The sequence below is a fragment of the Cryomorpha ignava genome (genome assembly GCF_010686655.1).
Lineage (GTDB): Bacteria > Bacteroidota > Bacteroidia > Flavobacteriales_D > Cryomorphaceae > Cryomorpha > Cryomorpha ignava.
Window position 1 is genome coordinate 1 of record NZ_JAAGVY010000037.1, and the last position, 24,400, is coordinate 24,400.

A 24,400-nucleotide genomic window follows, 5' to 3' on the forward strand; every position below is an offset into this window, starting at 1 on the left:
AAATCCATGGAGGGAGCGGATCGGTTTGCCATTCTAAGATCTATCACCGATACTGCAATCAAAAATGGGCAGAATGTATTAAATTCGCTGCGATGTCTTGCTATTCAAGTAGGTGCTGATTAGTTACGATCTTTTATATTTGGAGGGCTCTTTTTCGCAGGTGGATTTATGGTCTGATCGGGGCAAGCAATCGACCGAAGGGTTTAGGTCCATTAAGTGAACGTTTTGCCATAAACCTACTAGCTGTAACAAGCTTTGGGTTAGGAATTCCGTTAATAGTCAGGGGGGTGAATAAGAATAAGGAATCCAGAAACTACTTGAATGAAGCATTAAATTAAGCTGAAGAAAAATAAAAAAAACTGCACCTAATAACTAAGTATTTGTCCCGCCGATACGCCAGGGATGAACTTCTCTCTTGAGTGCCAAAAATACAAATAATCGCGAAAAATAATTTGATGACGAAGCTCTGCTGACATTAATCGTCAGTCATCCGATTACTATTCTCCAAGCTGTATTGCCCCTTCCCTTATATCGATTCTGCCTTAAATTTTGAACTACCTATCCATCTGCGCACCAATAAACGGAATGCGCGGTGCCAGAAAGTAGCCCGTTAAACTGGCAAATAGAATGGGGATAAAATACGTAAATCCGGTGAGGGTGGCCAGCAAAATGGTGGTGCTCATAGGCGTGCGGGTCACGCAGGCGTTTATGGCAGCCATGCAACTCACTACTGCGAGCGTTAAATTTGTATCTGGAAATAATTGATGGATTATCATACCAAGTGCTGCACCCACAAAAAACAGCGGAATGATAAAACCTCCGCGCCAGCCTGAAGTTACAGTAATAGCGATGGCAATTATTTTAAAGATTAACACAGCCACCAAAAGCTTAAAGGTGAGTTCTCCATTTAGTAATTCATTTATCTCAAAATGACTGAAATAGCGGGTTATCGGGAGGTAATAAGCGATGGTGCCCAGAAGAATTCCACCAATCACGGTTTTGATATAAATGGGAAGCGGTTTTGCTTCGAACAAGGTCTTAAAAAATTTTACACAATAAATAAATCCCCAACCCAGCGCCGCGCCTGCTGCGGCAAAGATGATTGCCATCCCAAAGTCTGCCACACCTGTGTATTCATAGGTCTTTAAATCCCACATTGGGCCCAGACCCAGCTCAATGATCAATGCAAAAACAACAAAGCTGAAGCAGCTGGCCACCAGAGCGGGAATGATAGCTTTGTAATATTCTACAGCGTGTTTGTGATGCAATATTTCAAGAGCAAAAAGGCTTCCGCCCAGTGGTGCGCCAAAAAGAGCTGTAAATCCAGAAGCCATTCCGGCAATACTCATTGAGCGCAACTCCTCGCCCTTCAGCCTGAAAAGCTTACCCATCCAGGTTCCAGTGCTTCCGGTAATTTGCACCAACGGCGATTCAGGCCCTAAACTACCCCCCGATGCTACGCATAGTAGCGAAGATAGAATCATGGAGGGATTGTTCTTTGGATCTAGCTTGCCCTTGTTGAAGCGAATATTGTTGACGATAAGCTGCATCTCTCCGGGGTCGCCAATAAAGTGAATCACCAAACCTGCAAGCAAACCCGCAATAGCCATGGTTGGAATAACAAGCCAACCGTTAAAAACGGCAAATTGCTCTGTGAGGAAAACCAAAGCCAACCAGTACAACCCGGCGATAAGCCCGCCAATTAAGCCAAGCAAAGCCCACAGCAAAAACACACGGCTAAACAAAAACGGACTAAACCGGATAGGCTGATCAAGCACATCCAGATACTTTACGATTTTTCTCTTGCTCTTTAGCTTCACGGGATTATAAAATGCAGCATTAAAACCAGCCGACAAATGAACGGGCTAATTATTGGAAAACAAATTTTTTAGCTTAAATCTAATCGTAATTAATTTCTCGAAATACCTTCAAATATTGCCTTACGCAAAACATCAGCCTGTTTAGAGCCAACCCGAATTACAGATACGCTATCTTTTCGCTTAATTTCCACGCCATCTAATCCGCTGATATTGTATAGCCAACCATTTGGGATAAGCCGTATTCCCCAACCGTAATACCATTTGTTTCTTACGGTTTCAACTGCTTTCACATTGTTTAAATGAATGGTTTTTCGAATCAATCCTATACCAAATGCAATTCTGATTTTAGTATCATCAACGTAGGTTTTCATTCCGAAAAAAAGAAGCCCGACTACTATAAATATCGCGGAAGCAATGAGAAAAGTGTTTAATGTCATGCCTGAATCCAGACTAAAATAGGGAATGGCCACTGTAAACCAAATCGGTATCAGAATAAAAATCCACCAGGCAAACTGGAATTCTTTGTATTGAGCCATTTTAATATTGCTATAGGTTTCTTATGTGAAAGTAATAAAAACATGGTAAATTTGATTACTCAAAAATCTAATCTTCTAAATAACCCATGGTATAGTTTTTTGCTAAAAGTTTGATTTTCGGATGGTTTTGGACTATCGTAAAAAGTAAATACATAATTGTAGAACCGAGCTTTGGCGAGGTTTTAACTAAATATAGAGCGATAGTTCAGATTTGAGCCCCGGTTGTGCGTCGTGCAGCCGGGGTTTTTTGCATTAAGCTGATTAGTAGCTATAAGCTATGAGCTATAAGCTATAAGCTACAAGTTGGGGCGGCGACCCGCAAGGTCTCCAATACCTTTCATGTTTATTCATTGCAAATATAATATTCTCATATCTTTGTTTTCATAACGAATCGAAATACCCAAAGGCATTCGAAGTCCAAATCAATAGTTGTTTCAATTGGATCTGATTATTCGTCAAATTCTGTCTGTATTGAAGGTGTGCACAATTATAGATTCCGTTCAATGCATAATTAGTGACAAATGATTGTATATTTGATACTATCAAATGATAGTATCAAAAATGAATCCGCCTTATGAAATAACTCCAGAAATTTAAAATTAATAACTTCCATTTCAGAAAAAATTGGAAAAATAAATGCAACGTATTTAAACAGGCCTTCTCCTAAATTAAGAAAGCAGAACAGAATAAAAACGATCCATTCTTCATTAAAAATAGAAGGAAATAGTTTGACAGAATAACAAATAACCGCACTTCTTGAAAAGAAAATGGTTATCGGACCCAACAAAAGACGTTCTCGAAGTTTTAAACGCAATCGAGATTTACGAAAATCTAAATCAATTAAATCCCAACAGCGAAAAGTCATTTTTAAAGGCCCATCAAAATTTAATGAAAAGTCTCCTTGGTGATGTGGGAAAATATAGAAAACAAAGTGTTGGAGTTGTAAAAGGTTCAAAAGTTAAACACTTGGCGCCACCATTTGAAAATGTGCCATTTTTAATGAAACACCTCTTAGAATATTTAAAAACATCAAAAGAAATCGAATTAATTAAAAGCTGTGTTTTTCATTACGAAATGGAATTTATACATCCATTTTTAGATGGGAATGGCAGAATGGGAAGGCTATGGCAAACTCTGATTTTAATGCAAAAATATCCACTCTTTGAGTTTTTGCCTTTTGAAACTTTGATCAGTAATGACCAAGACAAATATTATAAAGCCTTAGATCAAAGCAATAAATCTGGAAGATCAACTAAATTTATTGAATATATGCTTAACGTGATTGATGTTTCAATGAATAAATTATTAGATTTCAATAATCGGACATTAATTGAAATTGATCGACTGGAATACTTTGTTTCATTGAATAAAAGTGAGTTTTCAAGAAAAGACTATATGGATATTTTCAAGGATATTTCTTCTTCAACAGCAAGTAGAGATTTAAAAAGGGGATTGGAATTGAATTTATTCGAGAAAATTGGAGAAAAGAACAAAACTACATACAGAATAAGTGGCCACAATTCCGTGCAAAATTAATTACTTGGTTTCCTACTACTTAGGAAGATTATGGACAATGTTCTACTTGGTTTTATTTGCGCAATTACGTGCTTAGCCACACAGTTAATCCTACGCTTGCCGAGAGTTACGAACGGCTAAAATTTATTACCTAACTGATGATAAGATGGCGGGACCGACCCATCAGTGTTGTTCAGAGAATCGGATTCGTCTCTTACGTCTCCAATAAAAATATTTTAAACTACCACACCTTTTTTTTGTTGCTTTATCACAATATCTAACCAAACGGTGATACAATGAAAACACAAGAAATAGTTCTGGCATCGCGCCCAAAGGGAATGCCAACCAAAAATAATTTTGAATTTAGAGAATCTGATGTTCCATCATTGAAGGATGGCGAGGTGCATTTAAAAGGATTGTACCATTCTGTAGATCCATACATGCGCGGTCGCATGAATGAAGGCAAATCGTATGTGCCGCCTTTTAAAGTCGGTGAGCCAATAGAAGGTGCAGTGATTGCCGAAGTGGTGGATTCAAAAAGTCCCAACTTCAAGGAAGGAGATAAAGTACAAGCTCGACTTCCATGGAAAAAGGAGATGGTTGCCAAAGGAGAGCATTTACAAAAGATTGATGACTCAATGGCGCCGGCAAGCTATTATCTAAGCATATTGGGAATGACCGGTTTAACGGCCTATTTTGGCTTGCTCGATATCGGTAAACCTAAGCCGGGCGAAACGGTAGTAGTATCTGGAGCTGCGGGTGCTGTTGGATCTGTGGTTGGTCAAATTGCCAAAATAAAAGATTGTCGTGTATTAGGAATTGCCGGTTCGGATGCCAAAATAAAAATGCTCAAAGAAAAATTCGGTTTTGATGAAGCAATAAATTACAAAACCAACGAAGATATTAAAGGCGCCATTGCCGAGGCCTGTCCAGATAAAGTCGATATTTATTTCGATAATGTGGGTGGTCCTATTTCAGATGCTGTTGTTGCAAACATAAATTTTCATGCGCGCATCGCACTCTGCGGGCAAATCTCGCTTTACAATGCTACTGAAACGCCAAAAGGCCCGCGACTGCAGCCTATGTTGCTGACCAGAAGTGTGCTGATGCAAGGGTTTATAGTTGGGAATTACAGCGATCGGTTTCCCGAAGGGATTAAGCAACTTGCCGAGTGGGTGAAAGAAGGTAAATTGACTTTCGAAGAAACTATCGTCGATGGCTTTGACAAGCTTCCCGAAGCCTTTCTGGGACTGTTTCATGGTGATAATAAAGGGAAAATGGTCGTGAAGGCATAAGCTTCGCAAAGTAAATCTCGGGTTTTATTTTCCAGAATTCCATTGTTTGGTAACCCATTCATATTGCTCTGTTTTGCCCAAAAATGTCCAGGCGACAATCCGGCTTGATTTATTGCTCGTTCCCAGATTTATGGTTTTTACATGGGTGACTTTGAGTTTTTCCAATGCTCTGTAAATGCTTTTTAAAGTTGATTGTTTCGATACCAAAGTTGAAAACCAATATACATTTTTAGAAAAATATTTACTTCCGCGAAGCATGTTTTGTATAAAGGTTTGCTCGCCGCCTTCATAAATCAGTTCAGAGGAAATACCGCCAAAATTCATTTCGGGCTTCTTGTCCTTTTTGCCGCTGAGGTTTCTTACTTTTCGTTGCGTTCCTTTGCTTGCATCATCCGCGGAAGCGTGAAACGGAGGATTGCAAATTACGATGTCTATCTTCTCGCCGGGATTTATAATTCCATGAAAAATGTCGTTCGGATTTTCTTGTAGCCTGCACTCTATCTTGCCGGTAAGCGATGGGTTGGAGCTAACAATATTTCGTGCCGAATCAATCGCTTTTTGATCAGTGTCAGAACCAATAAAGTTCCAGCCGTACTCCCTAACTCCGATTATGGGATAAATGCAACTAGCGCCGATGCCAATATCCAGGCAAGTAACTTTTTTGCCCATTGGTATTTTCTCGGTATAGCTTTCAGTCAATAGGTCGGCTATGTAGTGCAGGTAGTCTGCCCTTCCGGGGATAGGAGGGGTGAGGTTCTCTTTCGGAAAATCCCAATTTTCTATCCCATAATAATGGTGGAGCAATGCTTTATTAAGAAGTTTTACCGCTTCAGGATTTGAAAAATCCACCGAATCGTTGCCGTATTTGTTTGGCTTTACGTAATTTCCCAATTCGGGAATAGCTGTAACCAAAGCACTTAAATCATATCTCTCACGGTTTTTGTTTCTGGGGTGAAGTCTTGATTTTTCTTCTTTTTTTTCTAACGACATGATTTTTCGGCTATTTCTTTTTTGCGAAGATACCCTAGAAATTTAAAGCCAAAGAAATCTAACCCAAATTAGCCGAAACATGTTTTTTAAAACACAAAAAATCGTCAAGCAATAGGCGATCACTTAATCGATTAAGATTTTAATGGATAATGTGGTAGGTATAGGGGAAGTAGCTCCCGCTAAAAATAATGCACTGGTAAATGGAATGACATTATTTCATTGAGTGAATACCAAACATATTGCCCTCTGTATCAGTTGCCAAAACCATAAAACCAAACTCACCAAGCGATTGCTTACCTTGTTGAATTGCGCCGCCGGCTTTCTCAATTCTTTTCTCTTCAATAGAACAGTCTTCGCTATGGAAATAAACCAATACTGAATTTTTACCCGATTCAAATCCTGCCATTTTTACCAAAACGCCTGAAGCTCCGGGTCCATCCATATCACTCGGAAAAGCCATCATCTTCATGTCGCTATCGAGTGTGTCAGGCATGGGAAGTTCGCTTAGTTTTACATCAAAAACAGTTTCGTAAAACTTTTGGGCACGGTTCATATTATCAACGTATATCTCGAACCATACAATTGGATTTTTAGCTTTCATATTTTATCGGTTAATAGTTTAGACCAACAAATTTACTAATCAAAATCGCGAAACATCTTGCCATATGACAAGTTATGCTATGCACTGAAAATTTCTTTTCGGATTCTGCTAAGTGAAGAGTTGGTAATACCCAGATAAGAGGCTATATGCTTGAGCGGAGCCTCTTTAATAATTAGCGGCTTGTGTTTTAGTATGGCCAAATACCTGTCGGCAGCACTTCGTGTGAGCATATCAATAGTGCGCTGTTTCGACATAAATAGCTGATTTGACATCCAGGCGCGGCCCCATTCGTTAAAAGCAGGTATTTTGTGGTAGAGCTCCTGAAATTTATCAAAATCTATTCTCAAAGCCGTGCCGGCAGTAAGTGCCACGATATTTTCCTTTGTGGGAATTCGCTGAAATAAAGAGGATACTTCAATTAAAATTTCACCGTCGCCATAAAATTCCGTCGTTATCTCATCACCGTTATAGTCGTAGAGCCAGGATCTTACTAGTCCGCTTTGAATGAGATAGTACTCATTCGCTACTTTTCCGTTTTCCAGAAATACATGCCCTTTCTGAAAGTCAATTTGCTCGTGCGCATTGGCAATGCTATCCAAATCTTCTTTTCGAAGAGCGAGATGATTGTAGATTTTTTCGAATATACTTTTGGTCATTAAAATGCTTAAATATTTAAGGCTTTCAATACTAATTTGCTGGTATTAGAGCGTTTCGTTCTGTATTCTCATTGCAATCAGATACATGTATCCAATTGACAGAATTCCTCGAATTTTTATTTAAAGATTTCTGTTGTCCATTTTTATAAGTGTGGTAAGTTAAGGCAAATATCTGGCAATTTTATTCTTAAGGTCCATACTGTCATGGTGAACAGAACAACTATAACCATCTCAATTAGAGTTCGGTAAAAAATTAAATGTTGATTTATCGGAAGTACGCGATATCGAATTTTATTTAACTGATAAACCTTTCCTAAACTTTTATTATGTGAGATTACTTTGAAGCCTTCGTATAGCTCATCTTGATATTTTTCGGCTTGAGTAATTCCCCACTTGTGAAAAGTGAATTCGAAATTTTCAGCTAAATCTTTTTCCGCTTGCGGAGTTAGCTTTAGATTATTCATTGAAATTGAGTTTTTTTCTCAACTTCATTTTGAATTTTTCATTATCAAAAGTGCGTGGTTCACCGCTCTCTTCTCCATCTTCCAAAGCTTTATTAATCGCCGTAATTTTACTCTTTTCATCTTCAAACATGCGCAGTCCGGAACGTATAACTTCACTAATAGAGTTATACCGACCCGATTGGATTTCGCTCTGAATAAATGAATCGAAATGATTGCCTAAAACTATTGATGTGTTTTTTGCCATTGATTAGAATTTTAAAATCATATATAACTAATTCCAATAAGCTATATCATTCCAGTGGTACTCAGTGCAAAATTATGACTTCTCTGTCAAAGCTTCTCCATCAAAACTTCATACAGTTTCACCATTTCCGCGATATCATCCTTAAATACCTTCTCGCCGGGCTGGTGGTAATTATCTTCGGGCGGGCCAATAAAGCACCAGTCCCATGAGTAGCTGCTGTCTTGCAAACTGTTTCCGTCGCTGCCACCTGCTTTTTCAACTTCGAGCTGAAATTTAATATTGTGCTCTTTTGCCAGTGCAATAACCTTACGCACATAAGATTGGCGCGGAATACCGCGGTCGCGCATACTTATCGCAACACCTTCTTTATGTTTGATATAATCTGAAAGCAAGGTAACGTCGCTGATAAGTGCTTGACGTACCTTGTATTTATCCTGAAGAAATTTTCCGGCTACCTGCGCACCGCCACCACCGTGCTCTTCGTAAGTGGAAAATACCAAAGCGCCATTTTCCATGGTATGTGCCTGTTGAATGGCATTCCACACTCCAAGCCTGTTGTCCATATAGGCGCTCTTTACAAAATTTTTAGTTTCCTTAAAATCGGGAGCGTAAGTGAGGGAAGTGCCCGGATCAATAGCGCGTTTAAATTTGTATTCAAACTTTTCGGAAGCATCTTTTCCTTTTTTCTTTTTATCCGATTTGGGAATATGGAGCGTACATTTAATTTCTCCTTTCGAATCTTCGCCCACCAGGTTTGCACCGGTTTTTGCTTTAGGATTTCCGATTTTCATTAGCTCTTTGTTGTAAGCTACTGTAAATGCCACCGTATCGGTATGTGCAAAAACGGCAACACGCGGCTTTCCAAATACTACAATCACCATATCCTGAAATTCATTGCCAGAATACACCTTTGGAACAGATTTAAATTTCTTTTTGTTTTTGGCAAAGTAGTCAACAAGATAATCACGCATTTTGCCTTCATCGCCCGCTGTGGAAGGTATTGCGGTTATTGTTTTTAGTAATTCGAAATCCATTTCAGGTATGTTTTAGTTCTTCGTTCAGGTTAATATATTCCAAGGTATTCTCTGCGAATGTCGCTAAAAGCTTGAAAAGCCAGCTCTATTTCGTCTTTCTTTTCGGGAAGGATGGCAATTTTTATGGAGCACGATTGCCTGAAATCGGGATCAAAATTCTCCCAGGCATTTACGCGTATGGCGAGCATTACTTCGCTCATCCGGTCGTATTCAAAGTGAATTTTAAAATGGGCAAGTAATTGTTTTTCAACAACCGTAGCATCGTCAATAGCCATTTGAGCAGCTGTGCGATACGCGTCAATCAGTCCACCTACTCCCAGTTTTGTACCACCAAAGTAGCGCACCACGGCAATAAGCACATTCGTTAAATCGTATTTTTCAATCTGTCCCAAAATGGGTTTACCCGCCGAGTTGGCCGGCTCACCATCGTCATTTGCTCTATAATGCTCTTTTTCAATTCCCAGTCGCCAGGCGTATGCCACGTGGCGCGCGCTGTGGTGCTCGGCTTTTACTTTTTCGAGCAGGCCTGCAATTTCTTCTTCGCTGCGCGCATTGTACGCATAGCCAAAATGTTTGCTGCCCTTAACTTTGTAAAGCCCTGTGCCCGGAGTTGATATGGTATTGTAATTAAAACTCATAATCCGCGCCAGGTTAAAAGTAATATGGCTGCGAGTGCCAGGACAATTCCAATAATATTTTTCGCCGAAAGGCGCTCCTTGAAAATGGCAAAACCCACAATCGCACTCAGAGCCACAACGCCCATATTATTTGCCGGTATGGCGCTCGATCTATCCAAAATACCGCTACCCAGGATACGAAGAAGGAAGTAAATGCTGCCGTAATTTACCAATCCCAAAGCTATCCCTGCTGCAAGGCTTTTAAGATGAATTTTATCTTTTTTGAGAATCACGCGTACAGAGAGAATTACCGTTCCAATCATTGCGCTCAAGGCAAATGGCACGGGCACAAAAGCTTTATAATCAAGCTGTGTAGCGAGATGTGTTTTTTCGGTGTATGCCAAAAGCAGATCCAAAAAACCGCTACCCACAAAGAGTACCATGGGAATAAGCCAGGCGCGATGCACTTTTTTCTCGGCATTTTTTCGAAGAGATGAGAGAATTACAGCCGCCACGCCAAGTATAATCCCCAGCAATTTTTGGGTGGTAATTCCTTCTTCCGGATCGGTAAAAATGAAGAATGCCGCCGGAATAACCATCGACATTTTTGTAGCAATACTTGTTACCGAAACTCCGTGTAGCTGACTGGTGAGCGCCATGATGTAAAACAGTGAAATAAAGAGTACGCCTATCACAGCGGCTATCCACATCCATGATTCTGTACCGCTAACTCCCACCGGCGCGCCCTGGCTTGCGGCATACCAGAATCCAAATCCCGATGCCACAAAATAATTGGCTACAATGGCCTGAAAAGTATGGATGTTGTACCGCCCAAAAAGCTTAAACAAGGCATAAATAGAAGTGGAACATAAAATGCTCAATATCAGGTAAATCATTTCTTATAAACGCGTGTTATTTGGTCTTTTCCATAAGTTTCGGTTATGCCTGTTGGCGAATTGATTTCCGGAGCTTTGAGACCGGAGTCCAATCTGTTTTCAGATTGAATTATACGAGCCTCATCCCAAAGGTTATTTGCGATAAACGTATTCAAAGTCTCTGCTCCACCCTCAACCAAAACACTCGAGATTCCCTTTTCGGAAAGATCGCTCAAGGCATTTTCCAATAAATCATTTTCAAATTTTATCCACTCCGCATTTCCGTTTTTCTTTGCTATCCGTGAGTTGTAAATCAATGTTGAATTTCCATCTGTCAAAACGTTTGAATCGTTTGGAAGATTTCCCGAATTGCTAAGCACAACCCGCAGGGGAGAAGCGCCGGCTACTTCTCGCGTGTCAAGACGTGGATTATCGTTTATTATGGTATTTCTGCCAACAAGTATCGCTTGTTCCTGGCTGCGCCAAAGGTGAACGAGTTTCTTTGTTGCCGGATTCGAAATCCAATTTATTTTTGGATCATCGGCGACATTTCTATCTCTGTCCATAAACCCATCTGCCGATTGCGCCCACTTTAAAATAATGTACGGGCGGTTCTTTCTTTGATGCATTAGAAATCTTCTGTTTAAAAACTCCGCTTCCGCTTCACAAATTCCTTCTATCACTTCAATACCGGCAGCTTGCATCCGTTCTATTCCGCGTCCGGCAACTTTTGGGTTGGGGTCGCGCTGCGCCACCACAACTTTCGGAATTTTTGATGAAATGATCAAATCGGCACAAGGAGGCGTTTTGCCAAAATGAGCACAGGGCTCCAGATTAACAAAGAGAGTAGATTCTTTAAGTAGGTCTTTATTTTTCAAGGCATTAATAGCATTCACTTCAGCATGCGGCCCACCGAAAATTTGATGATATCCCTCGGCTATAATCATGCCGTCATGGACTATTAAGCTGCCCACCATGGGGTTTGGCGCAACACGCCCCAAGCCTTTTTCAGCCAACTCAATACAGCGAATCATGTAGGGTTTTAAATCCATTTCCGGCAAAGTAAATTATTAAATGGGAATTGAGAGGATGTTGCTGGGAAAGTTTTGTTTCTTTTAACCGCACTCCGCACTCCGCACTCCGCAGTCGCTCCGCCTCTGGCGAGGGACGCATCGTCCGGCGTCCCGCCGGGTTCCTTTGAATAACATTTGTTGTTTGCCCGTTTTGAACGTTATACATCAGCTTGGAATGATCAAATTCATTTTGATCATGGTTTGCCTGGCGGGACGCCAGATGAAGACAGCCTCGCGAGACACGAGCCTGTGCACTCCGCCGTCGCTGCGCCTCTGGCGAGGGACGCTTCTTCCGGCGTCTCGCCGGGTTTCTTCGGATAGCATTTATTGTTTGCCCGTTTGGAACGTTATACATCAGCTTGGTATGATCAAATTCATTTTGATCATGGCTTGCCTGGCGGGACGCCAGATGAAAACAGCCTCGCGAGACACGAGCCTGTGCTAAGGCTACCATTCTCCTCTGCGCCCTTTGCGTAAAACCTTCGCGTCTTATCGGTTAATAGCGCCACGCACATTCCCATTCCGTTAATTCTGTGTAAAACCAATAACCTATTCTCTGTTTCGTGAGTTTTTCCTTGTAATTTTGCTTCAATGCAATACCCAATATGAGATCAGAAATTATGACCGTTTCGGCGCTTGTTGACTTGTTCAGGCAAGAGCTTGTGCCTGTGTATGGAAAAGGAGAAGTAGAGCAGTTTATCACTCTGGCCTTTGAAGATGTGCTGGATTATTCGAAAATCGATATTTTCATGAATGGGCAGGAAGCCATACCTTCCGGCTTGGTTGCGCGATTTTTTGAAATTCTCGAAAACCTCAAAGAATCAAAGCCCATCCAATATATTCTCGGAAAAACCGTATTTTATGGCCTGCCATTGCAAGTGAATAAAAACGTATTAATACCGCGATCTGAAACCGAAGAGCTCATACACTGGATTTTACAAGATGATGGAAAAAAGCCCAAAACAATTTTAGACCTCGGAACAGGTTCTGGTTGTATTGCGCTTGCTTTGAAAGATCAAATCAAATCGGCTCGGGTTTATGGCGCCGATATTAGCGTGGCAGCATTGAATGTTGCTAAAAATAATGCGCTCGACAACGATTTGCAAGTTGAATTTTTTCAGTTTGATATCATCAGTCAGGAAAGCCTTGGATTTATGAAATTCGATTTAATGGTGAGCAATCCGCCGTATGTGCGCATTTCTGAAAAGGAATGGATGGAAAAAAATGTGCTCAACCACGAGCCGCATCCCGCTATATTTGTCGAGGAGGAAGACCCGCTGATTTTTTATCGTAAGATAGTCGATCTGGCCGAAGGGCACCTCAATAAACAGGGTAGGTTGTTTTTTGAAATCAATGAGGCCTACGGTGCAGAAGTGCTTCAATTGCTGAAAGATCGCGGATTTGAAAATGTAACTTTGAAAAAAGATTTCAACGGGAAAGACAGAATGGTAAGGGGTTTGAAAAATTGAAAATTTTCCTTTCAATAGCGCTGATTTTGCTATCCTTATTCGCGAAAGCGCAATTTGGACAAGGCGAAAATGTAATGCTGCTCAATGGTCCGTGTGAATTAAAACCGTATCAAAACAAGCTCAAACCAGATTTTAGTCTCGATGCACGCCGCACATTATTCCAAAAAAAATGGGTAGGGGTAATGGGCATAAAAGCAGGAGTGGAATATCGTAGAATTCACCGCTTGGGAATTGGTGTTTACTTCTTGAATACCCGCGTTTTTGATCGTGATTTTAATTTTGATATTGCTGCCGATAAGGTGGAATATGAATTCAGATATTCAACCATTTATTACGAACGCGTACTTTTCTTTAACCGAAAATGGGAAGTGGGAAGCACCCTTCATCTAGGCGGAGGAAATATTCGGGTGTTTTACCAAAATCCCGAAAATTCGAATGAACGATTGCAGTTAAAACCTGTTGAATTTTCTACGGTAGAACTCTCTGCTTATGGCGAATACGATATCCTTTTCTGGCTCGGAGTTGGGGCAGGAATGGGGTATAGGCAGGTTTTGGGTGTGAATGCAGATTTAAGAAAAGAATTTAGTAGTCCTATTTTTGTAGTTAATCTTCAACTCAAATTGATTAAACTCGCACGTAGTTTTTACGACGAGGATGTAAAATATGAATACTGACGAAGCCAAAAATAAAATAGAAGCTCTGCGCAACGAACTTCACACGTATAATTACAGCTATTACGTGTTGAGCAAACCCGAGATCAGCGATTATGATTTTGATATGAAGCTCAAGGAATTGCAAAAGCTGGAAGAGGAGTTTCCACAATTTGACGATCCAAACTCGCCAACCAAAAAAGTGGGTGGCGACATTACCGATAAGTTTCAAAAAGTAAGGCACAGTTATCCCATGATGTCGCTTAGCAATTCGTATAGCTTTGATGAAATCAGAGAATGGGAGACCCGGATCAAAAAAACGATTGATGAGGAATTAGAATATGTCTGTGAATTGAAATACGACGGTGTAGCTATTGGCATTCAGTACATTAATGGATTCTTGCACAAGGGCGTTACACGTGGAGATGGAACGACCGGCGAAGATGTAACCACAAATGTGAAAACAATAAGCACCATTCCGCTAAAACTCCACGGATCTGATTTTCCGGATGATTTTGAAATACGCGGTGAGATTTTTATGCCACTGGAAGTCTTTAGCAAACTCAACGCAGATAGGGTAGAGCGCGGTGAAGATGCTTATATGAATCCCAGAAATACAGCTTCGGGGACTATGAAATTGCAAGATTCAGGCGTAGTTGCTTCTCGAAATCTTGATTGCTTTCTCTACGGCCTTTACGGCGAAAATCTGCAGGGTAAATCTCATTATCAGAATATGGAAGCCGCCAGAAATTGGGGTTTTAAAGTGCCATCGATCGAAAATAGACAAATAGAAGTTTGCAAATCAATCGAAGAAATTGAAAAGTTTATTAACCATTGGGCGGAAGCCAGGCACGATTTGCCTTTTGAAATTGACGGAGTTGTAATTAAGGTTAACAGCTATGCAGCCCAAGATGAACTTGGCTTCACAGCCAAATCACCACGTTGGGCTTCAGCTTATAAATTCAAAGCTCAACAAGAAGAGACACTTCTTAAAAAAATCACTTTTCAGGTAGGGCGCACCGGAGCGATTACACCTGTTGCCAATTTAAAACCTGTAATTATAGCCGGCACAACAGTTAAGCGGGCATCGCTTCACAATGCCGATCAAATAGAGCGCCTAGACATTCGCGAAGGTGATACCGTTTTTGTAGAAAAAGGCGGAGAGATCATTCCAAAAGTGGTCGGGGTAGATTTTGAGAAGCGCCCTCAGCATCTTTCTGTTTTTGAATACATTACCAACTGCCCTGAATGCGGAACAGCGCTGGTGCGCAGCGAAGGTGAGGCACAACATTATTGTCCAAACGATACCGGTTGCCCGCCACAGATAAAAGGACGTATTGAGCATTTCATTTCCCGAAAGGCGATGAATATCGATGGACTGGGCGCCGAAACAGTCGATGCCATGGTAGATGCAGAGATGATTTCAAATATGGCCGATCTTTACGATTTGCAAAAAGATGATGTGCTGAAACTGGAGCGCATGGCCGAAAAATCGGCTAATAATCTTTTGGAAGGATTGGTGACTTCAAAATCGATTCCCTTTGAGCGCGTGCTTTTCGCAATGGGAATCAGGTTTGTAGGCGAAACCGTTGCCAAAAAGCTGGCGCGGCATTTCAAATCTATTGATGCGATACAAGCTGCCGGCTATGAAGATCTAGTAGGTGTAGATGAAATAGGCGAGCGGATTGCAAACTCGATAATTGACTTCTTTGCCGAAAAAACAAATCAGGATTTGGTTGCCCGCCTGCGGTCGCACGGACTACAGTTTGAGCTTGGTGAAGAGGCCATGCCGGCAAGCTCGGTGCTGGAAGGTAAATCGTTTGTCGTTTCAGGCGTATTTACACGCGTATCTCGAAATGAGTTAAAAAAACTTATTGAATCAAATGGCGGTAAGCTTTTAGGCGGTGTTTCAAAAAATACAGATTATCTTGTGGCCGGAGAAAATATGGGCCCTTCAAAGCTAAAGAAAGCCCAAGACATGGAAGTGCAGATAATTGATGAATCCACTTTTTTAAAAATGATTGAAGAAGCGTGAAGTTTATTGAAGATATAAGAAGATTTTTTGGTGAGAAATTGCTAAAAGCCAAGTTGGAAACACCTCGCAAACCGGCTGTGCATAATTTTAGCGATGCCCGTAGCGTGGCCATTATTTACAAAGAGAAAGGCGAGAGTTTTTATATTCTCGTTAAGCAATATGTGAAGTATTTGCGTGATGAGCACGGCATTCGCGATATTATGGCCATGGCCTATATCGAAGATAAAAAAGTGGTGCCTCACTACCATGTCCACAAATTGAAATTTGATTATTTCTCGCGTTCAGAGCTCAATTGGCGGCTGGAACCCACTTGCGATCAGGTAGAAAATTTTGTCGGAACCGAGTTTGACATCCTAATAGATTTTGAGAAAGAGCCCTGCCTGCCGCTGCGTTTTTTGCTCGCAGAGAGCAAAGCGGCCTTCAAGGTTGGATATTACGATCCTCAAAATGAACCGTTTTATGATATGATGCTCGCATCTGGGAATAGCGATACGTTTGATGAATACATCAAGCAGATAAATCATTATCTCACACTAATTAATAGACAAGATGCAAGAGCTTAAAGGGCTTGGAGTAGCTATGGTTACTCCTTTTCAGGAAGATGGAAGCGTACATTACGGCGACTTGGATAAACTGATAAAGCACTTACATAATGGCGCAGACTATCTGGTGGTGATGGGCACAACGGGCGAGGCTATTACCCTTTCGGAAGAAGAGCAGCTTGCCATTCTCGATTTTGTAATTGAGAAAAATGCCGGCAAATTGCCCATCGTATATGGAATGGGTGGCAATAATACAGCCGATATCGTCCGGCAAATGAAAGCTTTCAAAAGCAAGGGTGTTACTGCATTCTTATCGGCCAGTCCCGCGTACAACAAGCCTACACAAGAGGGAATTTACCGCCATTATAGAGCATTGAGTGAAGCATCGCCACTACCGATTATTCTTTACAATGTGCCTGGTAGAACTGCGAGCAATGTGCTGCCAGCCACCGTTTTACGGATAGCAAAGGAATGTAAAAGTATTGTCGCCATAAAAGAAGCCGCCGGAATTATTGAGCAGGTAATGGAGCTTTCGCGCATTTTACCCAAGTCTTTTCTCCTCCTCTCGGGCGATGATGCGCTTGCACTTCCGCACATGGCTTGCGGTGGTCACGGAATCATTTCTGTTGTTGGCAATGCTTATCCCGCGTTTTTTTCTTCTATTATTTCGGCTTCCGCCAATGGTGACTTTGAGAAAGCTCGTGAAAATCACTACAAGTTGCTGCCGCTTATCGCTAATTTATTTAAGGAAGGAAATCCTGGTGGTATTAAGGAGGTTTTGATGCACATGGGAATTTGTCAAAACCACATGAGGCTTCCGCTTTATCCGGTTTCCAATGACCTTAGTAACGTGCTTTCCAGCGCTGTGGCTGAATTAGGCTAATTCGAATATTTAGATTTTATTGATATTGTTGATCAACAACATTGATCCGCAATTTCAAAGTCTCGCTTCAAAAATGTATTGAAAAGACTTTCCACTTCTTTCCACTTTTCCGGATTTATGCAATAGCATACGCTTGTGCCTTCTACCGTTCCCTGTATAATTCCGATTTTTTTCAGCTCTTTTAAATGCTGTGAAATGGTGGGTTGGGCAAGGCCTATTTCATTTACCAGATCGCCGCAAATACATGCGTTTATTTTAAACAAATGCTCAATAATAGCAATCCGCGCCGGATGGGCGAGTGCTTTCGCAAAACCGGCCATTCTGTTCTGCTCTTCTGTGAATATTTCAGTCTTTGAAAGTCCCATGTTAAATCTTTGTATTGCAATATTACAATAAATAAAAATAAGGATTGATCTTGTCGCTCCATTGTTGGAAAAAGGATGCCCACTAATAAAAGGATTGTCTATTAAGACTATGAGGCTATGTTTTGGAATGTATTTTGTGTATCGTCGTCAACAAAATGAGATGCCACAGATGCCCAGATAAGATCATTCAGGAAAGTGATTGTTCTTAGAATCTTTTGAAAACTTAGATTATAATTTAAGTTCGAAAATCTCTCTCTAATAGTAAAAGCCAACTACTCCCTACGGTCGTGAAATCGCTGTGCTAAGTTGTGTATCTGTGGCAAAAAAAGGGTTGCCAGAGATGCCTAGATAAGGTCATTCTAAAAGTATTTCTTACGCCTTCGCAGAATCTTCCCAAAGCTCAATATAATTCCCTTCGGGATCGTTTACCCAGGCAAATTTTCCTTCATCGTGATTCTCAATTCCAAGTACTTCTATTTTGAGCGATTTAAGTTTCTCCACCATTTCTTCTAAATTGTTGACGCGCAGATTAATGGTGAAGCTTTTGTCAGAAATTAGGGGTCTGTTCTCGTTGTAGAGAATGGAGAAAATGGTATAGCGCAAATGGTCAGAATCAGTTTCCCGGTATGGAAAAGTAATGTAATAAGCAGTAGATTGTTCGGTGTACTCGTAGTTTAGACCAAGGCTTTTTTCATACCATTCGGCAAGTCGTTTTGGGTTTTCAGAGTAAATAAATATACCGCCAAGTGCTACTATCATAATTCTAAGCTCTAAAACAAGTACATTTTGAAAATCGGATTCCCCACTGGAAAGGTATAAATAATGGGTTTGTAGATCAGCAGGAAAAGCGTGATGTTTGTACCAAATTATAAAAGCATGCTGGGACTAAAAATGCCTACCGACCCGCGATGGGTAGATATTGTAGAAAAGAATATTGAAGAAATTTTAACCGACCATGCCTGGTGCGAGCAAAAAGCTGCGAGTACTGCCATTAGCATCATCGTTCGATTTCCCGAATTTCCTGATCTAGTAGCAGAAATGACGGCTCTTGCCAAAGAAGAAATTGAACATTTCGCGCTGGTAACCGAAAAGATTGCAGAAAGAGGGATGACGCTCGGCTTTGAGCGAAAAGATCCCTACGTAAAAGACTTATCAAAGCATATCATAAAAGGCGGCGACCGAAGGCAACAATTGGTTGAAGTACTGCTTATGGCGGCTATGATAGAAGCCCGAAGCTGCGAGCGCTTTAGAGTGCTCTCCGAAGAAATTGCCGACGAAGACCTGCGCAAATTCTACCGCGGATTAATGGCAAGCGAAGCCCGTCACTACACCTTATTCCTGCGCTTTGCACGAAAATACGGAGAGGGAATAGATGTTGAGAAAAAATGGCAGGACTTTCTACAATATGAAGGCGAGCTAATGAAAAACTACGGCAAGTCCGAAACGATTCACGGATAGCTTTTTACACTTCTTTTTCCACTATTTCGCGCCACTTTACCGGTACAGGAATCGTTTTTTGGGTTTGGTAATTAAAGCAAACCACAATGGACTTACCGGTGGTGCATAAAACTTCTTCGCCCTTCACATCTTTCACAATGCGGTAGCTTACATCCATGCTTTTGGTTCCCATTTGCGATACCCAGACTTCAATACGCGGTTTGTCATTTAGTAAAATTGGGACTTTATAGTCAACTTCATTTCGGGCAAGCAAGGTGCCTTCTGTTTGCCAGTCCCAGTCTTTGCCAACATGCTCGCTAAAGTGGTCTATACGCGCTTGTTCGAAATAAGACAGATAAACAGCATTGTTTACGTGCCCCATGCTGTCTATATCATTGTAGCGGATGTGAATAGGATATGATTTTTTCAAAATAGTTCTATGTAGTAGGGTTCATAATAATGCTGAAAACAGTAATGCTGTTCGGATCGCGGTCGTACATTAATTTGTCAAGTGCAGACTGAACATTCTTAGCACTGAAGTAAGAAGTTTCCAGCGCATCGTCTGTCGCTTTTTTCCACTGTATGGTATAGGAGCTCTCTTTGTCTTTGTGGTTTTGCACATAAGTGAGCATCTTTTTAAGCGCGTCTATTTTATCGTAACCTTCTTCGCTGTGAAACAAAAACGATTGATTGTGACGCGGATTCAACGTAACAAGGTGAAGGGTGGTTTTTCCATCATTGTCACCATAATTATAAATAAGGCTGTTTTGGCCTATGCCAATGTATTTCTCAATTTCCCCTTGAACTTTTGAAATCTCTATATTTTTATCTGTCATTTCTCTGTAATTAGGCATCAAATTTACTGAATTCTGAATTCTTGCTCTTGAATTCGGGAACGATCTCTTTCAACTTCTGAACCAGCTTGTCGTTGTTTTGTTCTTCAAAGAGTTTTATCAAACCGGAAATTGCGAGCGTAACTTCTTCCAAATCGTAAGGTCTTATCTTGGCAATTTTAATCTGTGGATGATGCGTTTGTAGCGTATTTTCTTCCGAATTGAGTAATTCTTCGTAGAGCTTTTCACCCGGCCGCATTCCGGTAAATTTTATGTCGATGTCTTTGCCGATTTCAAGCCCGCTCAATTTTATCATTTGTGTAGCCAGATCTATTATCTTGACTGATTCGCCCATATCAAACACAAATATCTCACCGCCCGCACCAAGTGCTCCCGCTTCTAATACCAGCTGACAAGCTTCGGGAATGGTCATAAAATAACGGGTTACTTCTGGATCGGTAACTGTTACAGGCCCTCCGGCTTCAATCTGCCGTTTAAATAGCGGAATTACAGATCCATTGCTACCAAGCACATTGCCAAAACGGGTAGTGATAAATTTCGTTTTTGAACCGGCATTATTTGATTGCGCATAAATCTCGGCAACTCGTTTGGTTGTACCCATCACATTTGTAGGATTCACCGCTTTATCGGTAGAAATGAGCACAAAAGTTTCTACGCCGTTTTCGATACTTAAATCTACGAGGGTTTTGGTTCCCAATACATTAGTCAATACCGCTTCGCTGGGGTTTAACTCCATGAGTGGCACGTGTTTATACGCTGCCGCGTGATATACCACTTCGGGCTTAAGTTTCAAAAACAGGTTTTTCATCCGCTCAAAGCGGCGAATATCTCCAATTACAACTTCTAGTGATACCTCCGGAAACATACGGTTTATTTCAATCTCCAGTTCGTAAATTGGCGATTCAGCCTGGTCTAAAGCAATTATTTTTTTGGGATGGTAATTCGCAATTTGTCGCACTAGCCCGCTCCCAATTGACCCCGCAGCACCCGAAACAAGAATTGTTTTTCCGGTGAGCTGATTATCTACTTTTCCATCATCGAGTTTAATTACATTTCGCCCCAGCAAATCTTCAATCCGTACATCCTTAATTTGTTTAAAGCTAAGCTCCCCGTTTATCCAGCTATCGGCAGCCGGTACGTTAAGCACCCGTGTTTGGTGTTGCAGAGCTGTCTCTATAACACGGCGTTTATTTGAAGCATCAGGTCTTTGAATCGAAATAATCAGTTTAGAAACAGGCTGTTTTTCCAATAATCTCCCCAGTTCATTTGCCTGATAAATAGGTTTGCCTTCCAGACGTTTTCCGCGTTTCTTCTGGTCATCATCTATAAATGCAATCACGTTGTAATTTATTCCTGCATCTCTATCAAGGGTTCGCTTGGTAATTACTCCCGCCTCTCCGGCTCCATAAATTATTACGCTTTCTCTTTCAGAGCGTGGGTTTTTAAGCTCGATGTAGAGCATCTTCACAGCAATTCTAAATGAAATAAGGAGCGCTGCAGATATTATGAAATCGAGAATGATGATAGTGTACGGTAAAAAGAACCTTCCATCCCACAAATAATATTTAAGCGGGTTGAAACAAGCCATAATAATGCTGCCAATAGCAAGCACTTTGAGCACACGCATAGAATCTTGCGTACCCGTAAAGCGGATAATTCCGGCATAGGTCTTTCCCAAAATAAAAGAGAGAATCCGAATGATCATATAGATCGGAAACGCAAAAATTAATGGGCCTACTTCTGCGCTGGGTATCGTAAATTCAAATCGCAACATATACGCTGCAAAGAGCGAAATGCAAACGATAAGCGTATCGATTAAAAAAATTATCCAGCGCGGAACATTTTGATTCGGAAATATCATACTCTAAGCGGTGATCGCGTCAAATATACAATAATTCATTGCCGGTGCGATTTCCTTAATTCCCGCTTTAAAATGTTACTTTTGCGCCCCAAATACATCTACAATGAAAAAAACAGCTCTATACGATAAACACGTGGCTCTCGGTGCTAAAATGGTTCCTTTTGCCGGTTATGAAATGCCCGTTCAATATACGGGGGTTAAAGAAGAACACTTAATAGTTAGAAACGGCGTGGGTATGTTTGACGTGTCGCACATGGGCGAGTTTTATGTAAAGGGCGATAAAGCTTTAGCACTTTTGCAAAAAGTTACTACAAATGATGTTTCGAAATTGATTCCCGGAAAAATTCAATATAGCTGCCTGCCAAATGGGAAAGGTGGAATTGTAGATGATTTATTGGTTTACTGCATTTCCGAAAAGGAATACCTGCTTGTGGTAAACGCCTCGAATATTGAAAAAGACTGGAATTGGATTAAGAGCCAAAACGATATGGGTGCTGAAATGGTAAATGAAAGTGATTCTATTTCGCTTTTTGCCATTCAGGGGCCAAAAACGAATGATGCTTTGCAAAGCCTAACCGATGTGGTTCTTTCTGAAATGGGATATTACACATTCAGCATCGGAAAATTTGCCGGAGTTGAGAATGTAATTATCTCTGCCACAGGTTATACCGGTTCAGGAGGGTTTGAAATCTACGTGAAAAATAAAGATGCTGAAAAGGTTTGGGACGCCATTATTGAAGCAGGCGCTAAACTTGATTTAAAGCCAATAGGCCTTGCAGCTCGCGATACTTTGCGTCTGGAAATGGGTTTTTGCCTTTACGGAAATGATATTGACGACACTACTTCGCCGATAGAAGCTGGTTTGGGATGGATTACAAAATTTACCAAAGATTTTATTGATAATGATCTTTTGCTTTCGCAGAAAGAGAATGGTACAGATCGCAAACTTGTTGGTTTCACCATGATAGATCGCGGCATTCCCCGTAAGGATTACCGCATTTTAGATGCCGATGGAAATGAAATGGGTGTGGTAACATCAGGCACCCAAAGTCCTTCTCTCGATAAAGCTATTGGGATGGGTTATGTGAAAGCTGAACAAAAAGCATCCGGAACTGAAATTTTCATTGAAATTAGAAATAAATCTCTGAAAGCTGAAATTACTAAGCTTCCTTTTTACAAAGCGGATTGATGGCAGAAGAAAAACGAAAATTCAGAGTAGAAGTTTGTTTCTCGCCCGACGAGTTTGATCTTTACAAACAGGAGTATTCAGTTGTGGTGGCTATTGATGTATTGCGCGCAACAACAGCTATTTGCACTGCTTTTGAGCATGGTGCCGAAAAGGTTATTCCGGTAAGCACTGTCGCCGAAGCTCTAGTTTATAAAAACAAGGGCTATATGGCTGGCGCCGAGCGAAACGGGAAAATTGTTGAAGGTTTTGAATTTGGTAATTCCCCATTCAGCTATATGGGCGAAGCAATAAAAGGAAAAACACTTGTATTGACTACCACTAATGGTACGAGAGCCATTAATATTGCCGCGGCCACGCATAAAGTAATTATTGGCGCATTGGTAAATCTCGATGCCGTAATAGCCTATTTAATAGATCAGCCCGACGATGTGTTGCTTCTGGCTTCAGGTTGGCAGGGCAAGTTTAACCTCGAAGACAGCATTTGCGCAGGCGCGATTACCGAAGCACTTCTTGAAAGCGGAAAATACATGAGCGACGAAGATTCTACAATCGCCTCCTTGTTTCTGTTTAAAGAAGCTCGGGTTAATTATTTCGGTTTTCTTAAGGCTTCATCGCATCGCCGAAGATTAAGAAACCTGAATTTGAACGAAGACATTAAATATTGCCTAACTCCAAACCAAACACGGGTAATACCTGTTTACAAAGACGGGGCGTTGGTAAAAATGGAATTATGAGCATTTCAGAAAATCTGAAACATATTAAGTCGCAATTGGGAGAAGGTGTTACGCTTGTCGCAGTGTCCAAATACAGCACTAATGAAGAAATTCAGGAAGCGTACGATGCCGGCCACCGCGATTTTGGTGAAAATAAAGCCCAGGATTTGGAGGTCAAAAAAGACAAATTACCTAATGATATTCGCTGGCATTTTATAGGGCACTTGCAAAGAAATAAGGCAAAGTATATTACCGATTTCATTCACCTCGTCCACGCTGTAGATTCCTTTAAGCTGCTGCGCGAAATTAATAAGCAGGCAAAAAAATCAAATCGCACTATACCTTGTTTGTTGCAAATGCACATTGCTGCCGAAGATACCAAATTTGGAATGGATGAGAGCGAAATAGAAAATCTTATCGCCGATCCTAAACTTACTGAATTACAAAATGTTAAAGTGGTTGGCCTTATGGGAATGGCAACAAATACAGACGATTCCGCTAAAGTGAACTCAGAGTTTAAGCAATTAAAAAACCTCTTTGAAAAACTTAAGGCGGCTACCCTTCCGGGAAATGTGAATATGGAAAAGCTTAGCATGGGCATGAGCCAGGATTATGAAATAGCTTTGGAAAATGGTTCTACGATGGTGCGAGTAGGTACTGCAGTTTTTAAATCTTAAGAGAA

At 41.0% G+C, this 24,400-nt stretch carries 26 protein-coding genes and 1 pseudogene; 11 read left to right on the forward strand and 16 right to left on the reverse strand.

Annotated features, from left to right (window positions below):
* Nucleotides 1-554 precede the first annotated feature (554 nt).
* On the reverse strand, nucleotides 555-1,820 hold the full coding sequence (locus G3O08_RS15760; RefSeq protein WP_163286407.1) for a chloride channel protein: 1,266 nt from the start codon (nucleotides 1,818-1,820) through the stop codon (nucleotides 555-557).
* A gap of 89 nt (nucleotides 1,821-1,909) precedes the next feature.
* On the reverse strand, nucleotides 1,910-2,356 hold the full coding sequence (locus G3O08_RS15765) for a hypothetical protein (RefSeq protein WP_163286351.1): 447 nt from the start codon (nucleotides 2,354-2,356) through the stop codon (nucleotides 1,910-1,912).
* A gap of 561 nt (nucleotides 2,357-2,917) precedes the next feature.
* Here G3O08_RS15765 and G3O08_RS15770 point away from each other — a divergent pair.
* Together G3O08_RS15770 and G3O08_RS15775 are read left to right on the forward strand one after the other, a co-directional pair.
* A pseudogene (locus tag G3O08_RS15770) lies at nucleotides 2,918-3,892 on the forward strand (Fic family protein).
* 275 nt (nucleotides 3,893-4,167) lie between these two features.
* Nucleotides 4,168-5,166 carry an NADP-dependent oxidoreductase gene (locus tag G3O08_RS15775; protein WP_163286352.1) on the forward strand — a complete coding sequence of 333 codons (999 nt, stop codon included), beginning with the start codon at nucleotides 4,168-4,170 and terminating at the stop codon, nucleotides 5,164-5,166.
* 24 nt (nucleotides 5,167-5,190) lie between these two features.
* On the opposite strand, the gene rlmF is transcribed toward G3O08_RS15775, so the two are convergent.
* The 9 genes from rlmF to ribD form a co-directional block, all read right to left on the reverse strand.
* Complete coding sequence (rlmF, locus tag G3O08_RS15780) at nucleotides 5,191-6,156, reverse strand: 23S rRNA (adenine(1618)-N(6))-methyltransferase RlmF (RefSeq protein ID WP_204336904.1); 966 nt, start codon at nucleotides 6,154-6,156, stop codon at nucleotides 5,191-5,193.
* A gap of 211 nt (nucleotides 6,157-6,367) precedes the next feature.
* Complete coding sequence (locus G3O08_RS15785; protein WP_163286353.1) at nucleotides 6,368-6,757, reverse strand: VOC family protein; 390 nt, start codon at nucleotides 6,755-6,757, stop codon at nucleotides 6,368-6,370.
* A gap of 77 nt (nucleotides 6,758-6,834) precedes the next feature.
* Nucleotides 6,835-7,413: a Crp/Fnr family transcriptional regulator gene (locus G3O08_RS15790; protein WP_163286354.1), complete on the reverse strand. Its 579-nt coding sequence runs from the start codon at nucleotides 7,411-7,413 to the stop codon at nucleotides 6,835-6,837.
* A 143-nt stretch (nucleotides 7,414-7,556) separates the two neighbouring features.
* Complete coding sequence (locus G3O08_RS15795) at nucleotides 7,557-7,877, reverse strand: type II toxin-antitoxin system RelE/ParE family toxin (protein WP_163286355.1); 321 nt, start codon at nucleotides 7,875-7,877, stop codon at nucleotides 7,557-7,559.
* The gene (locus G3O08_RS15800; RefSeq protein WP_163286356.1) at nucleotides 7,870-8,121 is read right to left on the reverse strand and encodes a type II toxin-antitoxin system ParD family antitoxin; all 252 of its coding nucleotides are present in this window, start codon (nucleotides 8,119-8,121) and stop codon (nucleotides 7,870-7,872) included. The genes G3O08_RS15795 and G3O08_RS15800 overlap by 8 nt, the downstream gene beginning before the upstream one ends.
* Nucleotides 8,122-8,207: 86 nt before the next feature.
* The gene (locus tag G3O08_RS15805) at nucleotides 8,208-9,155 is read right to left on the reverse strand and encodes a M20/M25/M40 family metallo-hydrolase (protein WP_163286357.1); all 948 of its coding nucleotides are present in this window, start codon (nucleotides 9,153-9,155) and stop codon (nucleotides 8,208-8,210) included.
* A gap of 29 nt (nucleotides 9,156-9,184) precedes the next feature.
* Nucleotides 9,185-9,793 carry an IMPACT family protein gene (locus tag G3O08_RS15810; RefSeq protein ID WP_163286358.1) on the reverse strand — a complete coding sequence of 203 codons (609 nt, stop codon included), beginning with the start codon at nucleotides 9,791-9,793 and terminating at the stop codon, nucleotides 9,185-9,187.
* Nucleotides 9,790-10,668 (reverse strand): EamA/RhaT family transporter, encoded by an 879-nt coding sequence (locus G3O08_RS15815; protein ID WP_163286359.1) that lies wholly within the window; start codon nucleotides 10,666-10,668, stop codon nucleotides 9,790-9,792. The genes G3O08_RS15810 and G3O08_RS15815 overlap by 4 nt, the downstream gene beginning before the upstream one ends.
* Nucleotides 10,665-11,681: a bifunctional diaminohydroxyphosphoribosylaminopyrimidine deaminase/5-amino-6-(5-phosphoribosylamino)uracil reductase RibD gene (gene ribD / locus G3O08_RS15820; protein ID WP_163286360.1), complete on the reverse strand. Its 1,017-nt coding sequence runs from the start codon at nucleotides 11,679-11,681 to the stop codon at nucleotides 10,665-10,667. Before ribD ends, G3O08_RS15815 begins: the two co-directional genes overlap by 4 nt.
* 644 nt (nucleotides 11,682-12,325) lie before the next feature.
* Here ribD and prmC point away from each other — a divergent pair.
* The 5 genes from prmC to dapA are packed head-to-tail and all read left to right on the forward strand — an operon-like array spanning nucleotide 12,326 to nucleotide 17,299.
* Nucleotides 12,326-13,189 carry a peptide chain release factor N(5)-glutamine methyltransferase gene (gene prmC / locus G3O08_RS15825; RefSeq protein WP_163286361.1) on the forward strand — a complete coding sequence of 288 codons (864 nt, stop codon included), beginning with the start codon at nucleotides 12,326-12,328 and terminating at the stop codon, nucleotides 13,187-13,189.
* Entirely contained in the window at nucleotides 13,186-13,863 is a 678-nt protein-coding gene (locus tag G3O08_RS15830; protein WP_163286362.1) for a hypothetical protein, read from the forward strand. The genes prmC and G3O08_RS15830 overlap by 4 nt, the downstream gene beginning before the upstream one ends.
* Nucleotides 13,853-15,874, forward strand: a complete 2,022-nt coding sequence (gene ligA / locus G3O08_RS15835) for an NAD-dependent DNA ligase LigA (protein ID WP_163286363.1) — start codon at nucleotides 13,853-13,855, stop codon at nucleotides 15,872-15,874. Before G3O08_RS15830 ends, ligA begins: the two co-directional genes overlap by 11 nt.
* A complete protein-coding gene (locus tag G3O08_RS15840) occupies nucleotides 15,871-16,437 on the forward strand; it encodes a DUF6913 domain-containing protein (protein WP_163286364.1) in 567 nt (188 codons plus the stop codon). Before ligA ends, G3O08_RS15840 begins: the two co-directional genes overlap by 4 nt.
* Nucleotides 16,424-17,299, forward strand: coding sequence for a 4-hydroxy-tetrahydrodipicolinate synthase (gene dapA / locus G3O08_RS15845; protein WP_163286365.1), 876 nt, complete (start codon nucleotides 16,424-16,426; stop codon nucleotides 17,297-17,299). The genes G3O08_RS15840 and dapA overlap by 14 nt, the downstream gene beginning before the upstream one ends.
* A gap of 32 nt (nucleotides 17,300-17,331) precedes the next feature.
* On the opposite strand, the gene G3O08_RS15850 is transcribed toward dapA, so the two are convergent.
* Complete coding sequence (locus G3O08_RS15850) at nucleotides 17,332-17,664, reverse strand: ArsR/SmtB family transcription factor (RefSeq protein ID WP_163286366.1); 333 nt, start codon at nucleotides 17,662-17,664, stop codon at nucleotides 17,332-17,334.
* Nucleotides 17,665-18,036: 372 nt separating this feature from the next.
* Nucleotides 18,037-18,423: a VOC family protein gene (locus tag G3O08_RS15855; protein WP_163286367.1), complete on the reverse strand. Its 387-nt coding sequence runs from the start codon at nucleotides 18,421-18,423 to the stop codon at nucleotides 18,037-18,039.
* Between the two features lie 117 nt (nucleotides 18,424-18,540).
* On the opposite strand from G3O08_RS15855, the gene miaE reads away from it, so the two are divergent.
* Nucleotides 18,541-19,122 carry a tRNA-(ms[2]io[6]A)-hydroxylase gene (gene miaE / locus G3O08_RS15860; RefSeq protein ID WP_163286368.1) on the forward strand — a complete coding sequence of 194 codons (582 nt, stop codon included), beginning with the start codon at nucleotides 18,541-18,543 and terminating at the stop codon, nucleotides 19,120-19,122.
* A 4-nt stretch (nucleotides 19,123-19,126) separates the two neighbouring features.
* Here miaE and G3O08_RS15865 read toward each other — a convergent pair whose 3' ends face one another.
* Genes G3O08_RS15865 through G3O08_RS15875 form a run of 3 tightly spaced genes read right to left on the reverse strand, consistent with a single transcriptional unit; the run spans nucleotide 19,127 to nucleotide 21,816 of the window.
* Complete coding sequence (locus G3O08_RS15865; RefSeq protein ID WP_163286369.1) at nucleotides 19,127-19,531, reverse strand: acyl-CoA thioesterase; 405 nt, start codon at nucleotides 19,529-19,531, stop codon at nucleotides 19,127-19,129.
* Nucleotides 19,532-19,538: 7 nt separating this feature from the next.
* Nucleotides 19,539-19,937: a hypothetical protein gene (locus G3O08_RS15870; protein WP_163286370.1), complete on the reverse strand. Its 399-nt coding sequence runs from the start codon at nucleotides 19,935-19,937 to the stop codon at nucleotides 19,539-19,541.
* Between the two features lie 10 nt (nucleotides 19,938-19,947).
* Nucleotides 19,948-21,816 carry a polysaccharide biosynthesis protein gene (locus G3O08_RS15875; protein WP_163286371.1) on the reverse strand — a complete coding sequence of 623 codons (1,869 nt, stop codon included), beginning with the start codon at nucleotides 21,814-21,816 and terminating at the stop codon, nucleotides 19,948-19,950.
* 103 nt (nucleotides 21,817-21,919) lie between these two features.
* Here G3O08_RS15875 and gcvT point away from each other — a divergent pair, with 103 nt between their 5' ends.
* Genes gcvT through G3O08_RS15890 form a run of 3 tightly spaced genes read left to right on the forward strand, consistent with a single transcriptional unit; the run spans nucleotide 21,920 to nucleotide 24,395 of the window.
* Nucleotides 21,920-23,005, forward strand: coding sequence for a glycine cleavage system aminomethyltransferase GcvT (gene gcvT, locus G3O08_RS15880; RefSeq protein ID WP_163286372.1), 1,086 nt, complete (start codon nucleotides 21,920-21,922; stop codon nucleotides 23,003-23,005).
* Nucleotides 23,005-23,739, forward strand: coding sequence for a 2-phosphosulfolactate phosphatase (locus G3O08_RS15885; RefSeq protein WP_163286373.1), 735 nt, complete (start codon nucleotides 23,005-23,007; stop codon nucleotides 23,737-23,739). The genes gcvT and G3O08_RS15885 overlap by 1 nt, the downstream gene beginning before the upstream one ends.
* Nucleotides 23,736-24,395, forward strand: coding sequence for a YggS family pyridoxal phosphate-dependent enzyme (locus G3O08_RS15890; protein ID WP_163286374.1), 660 nt, complete (start codon nucleotides 23,736-23,738; stop codon nucleotides 24,393-24,395). The genes G3O08_RS15885 and G3O08_RS15890 overlap by 4 nt, the downstream gene beginning before the upstream one ends.
* The last annotated feature ends 5 nt before the right edge of the window (nucleotides 24,396-24,400 follow it).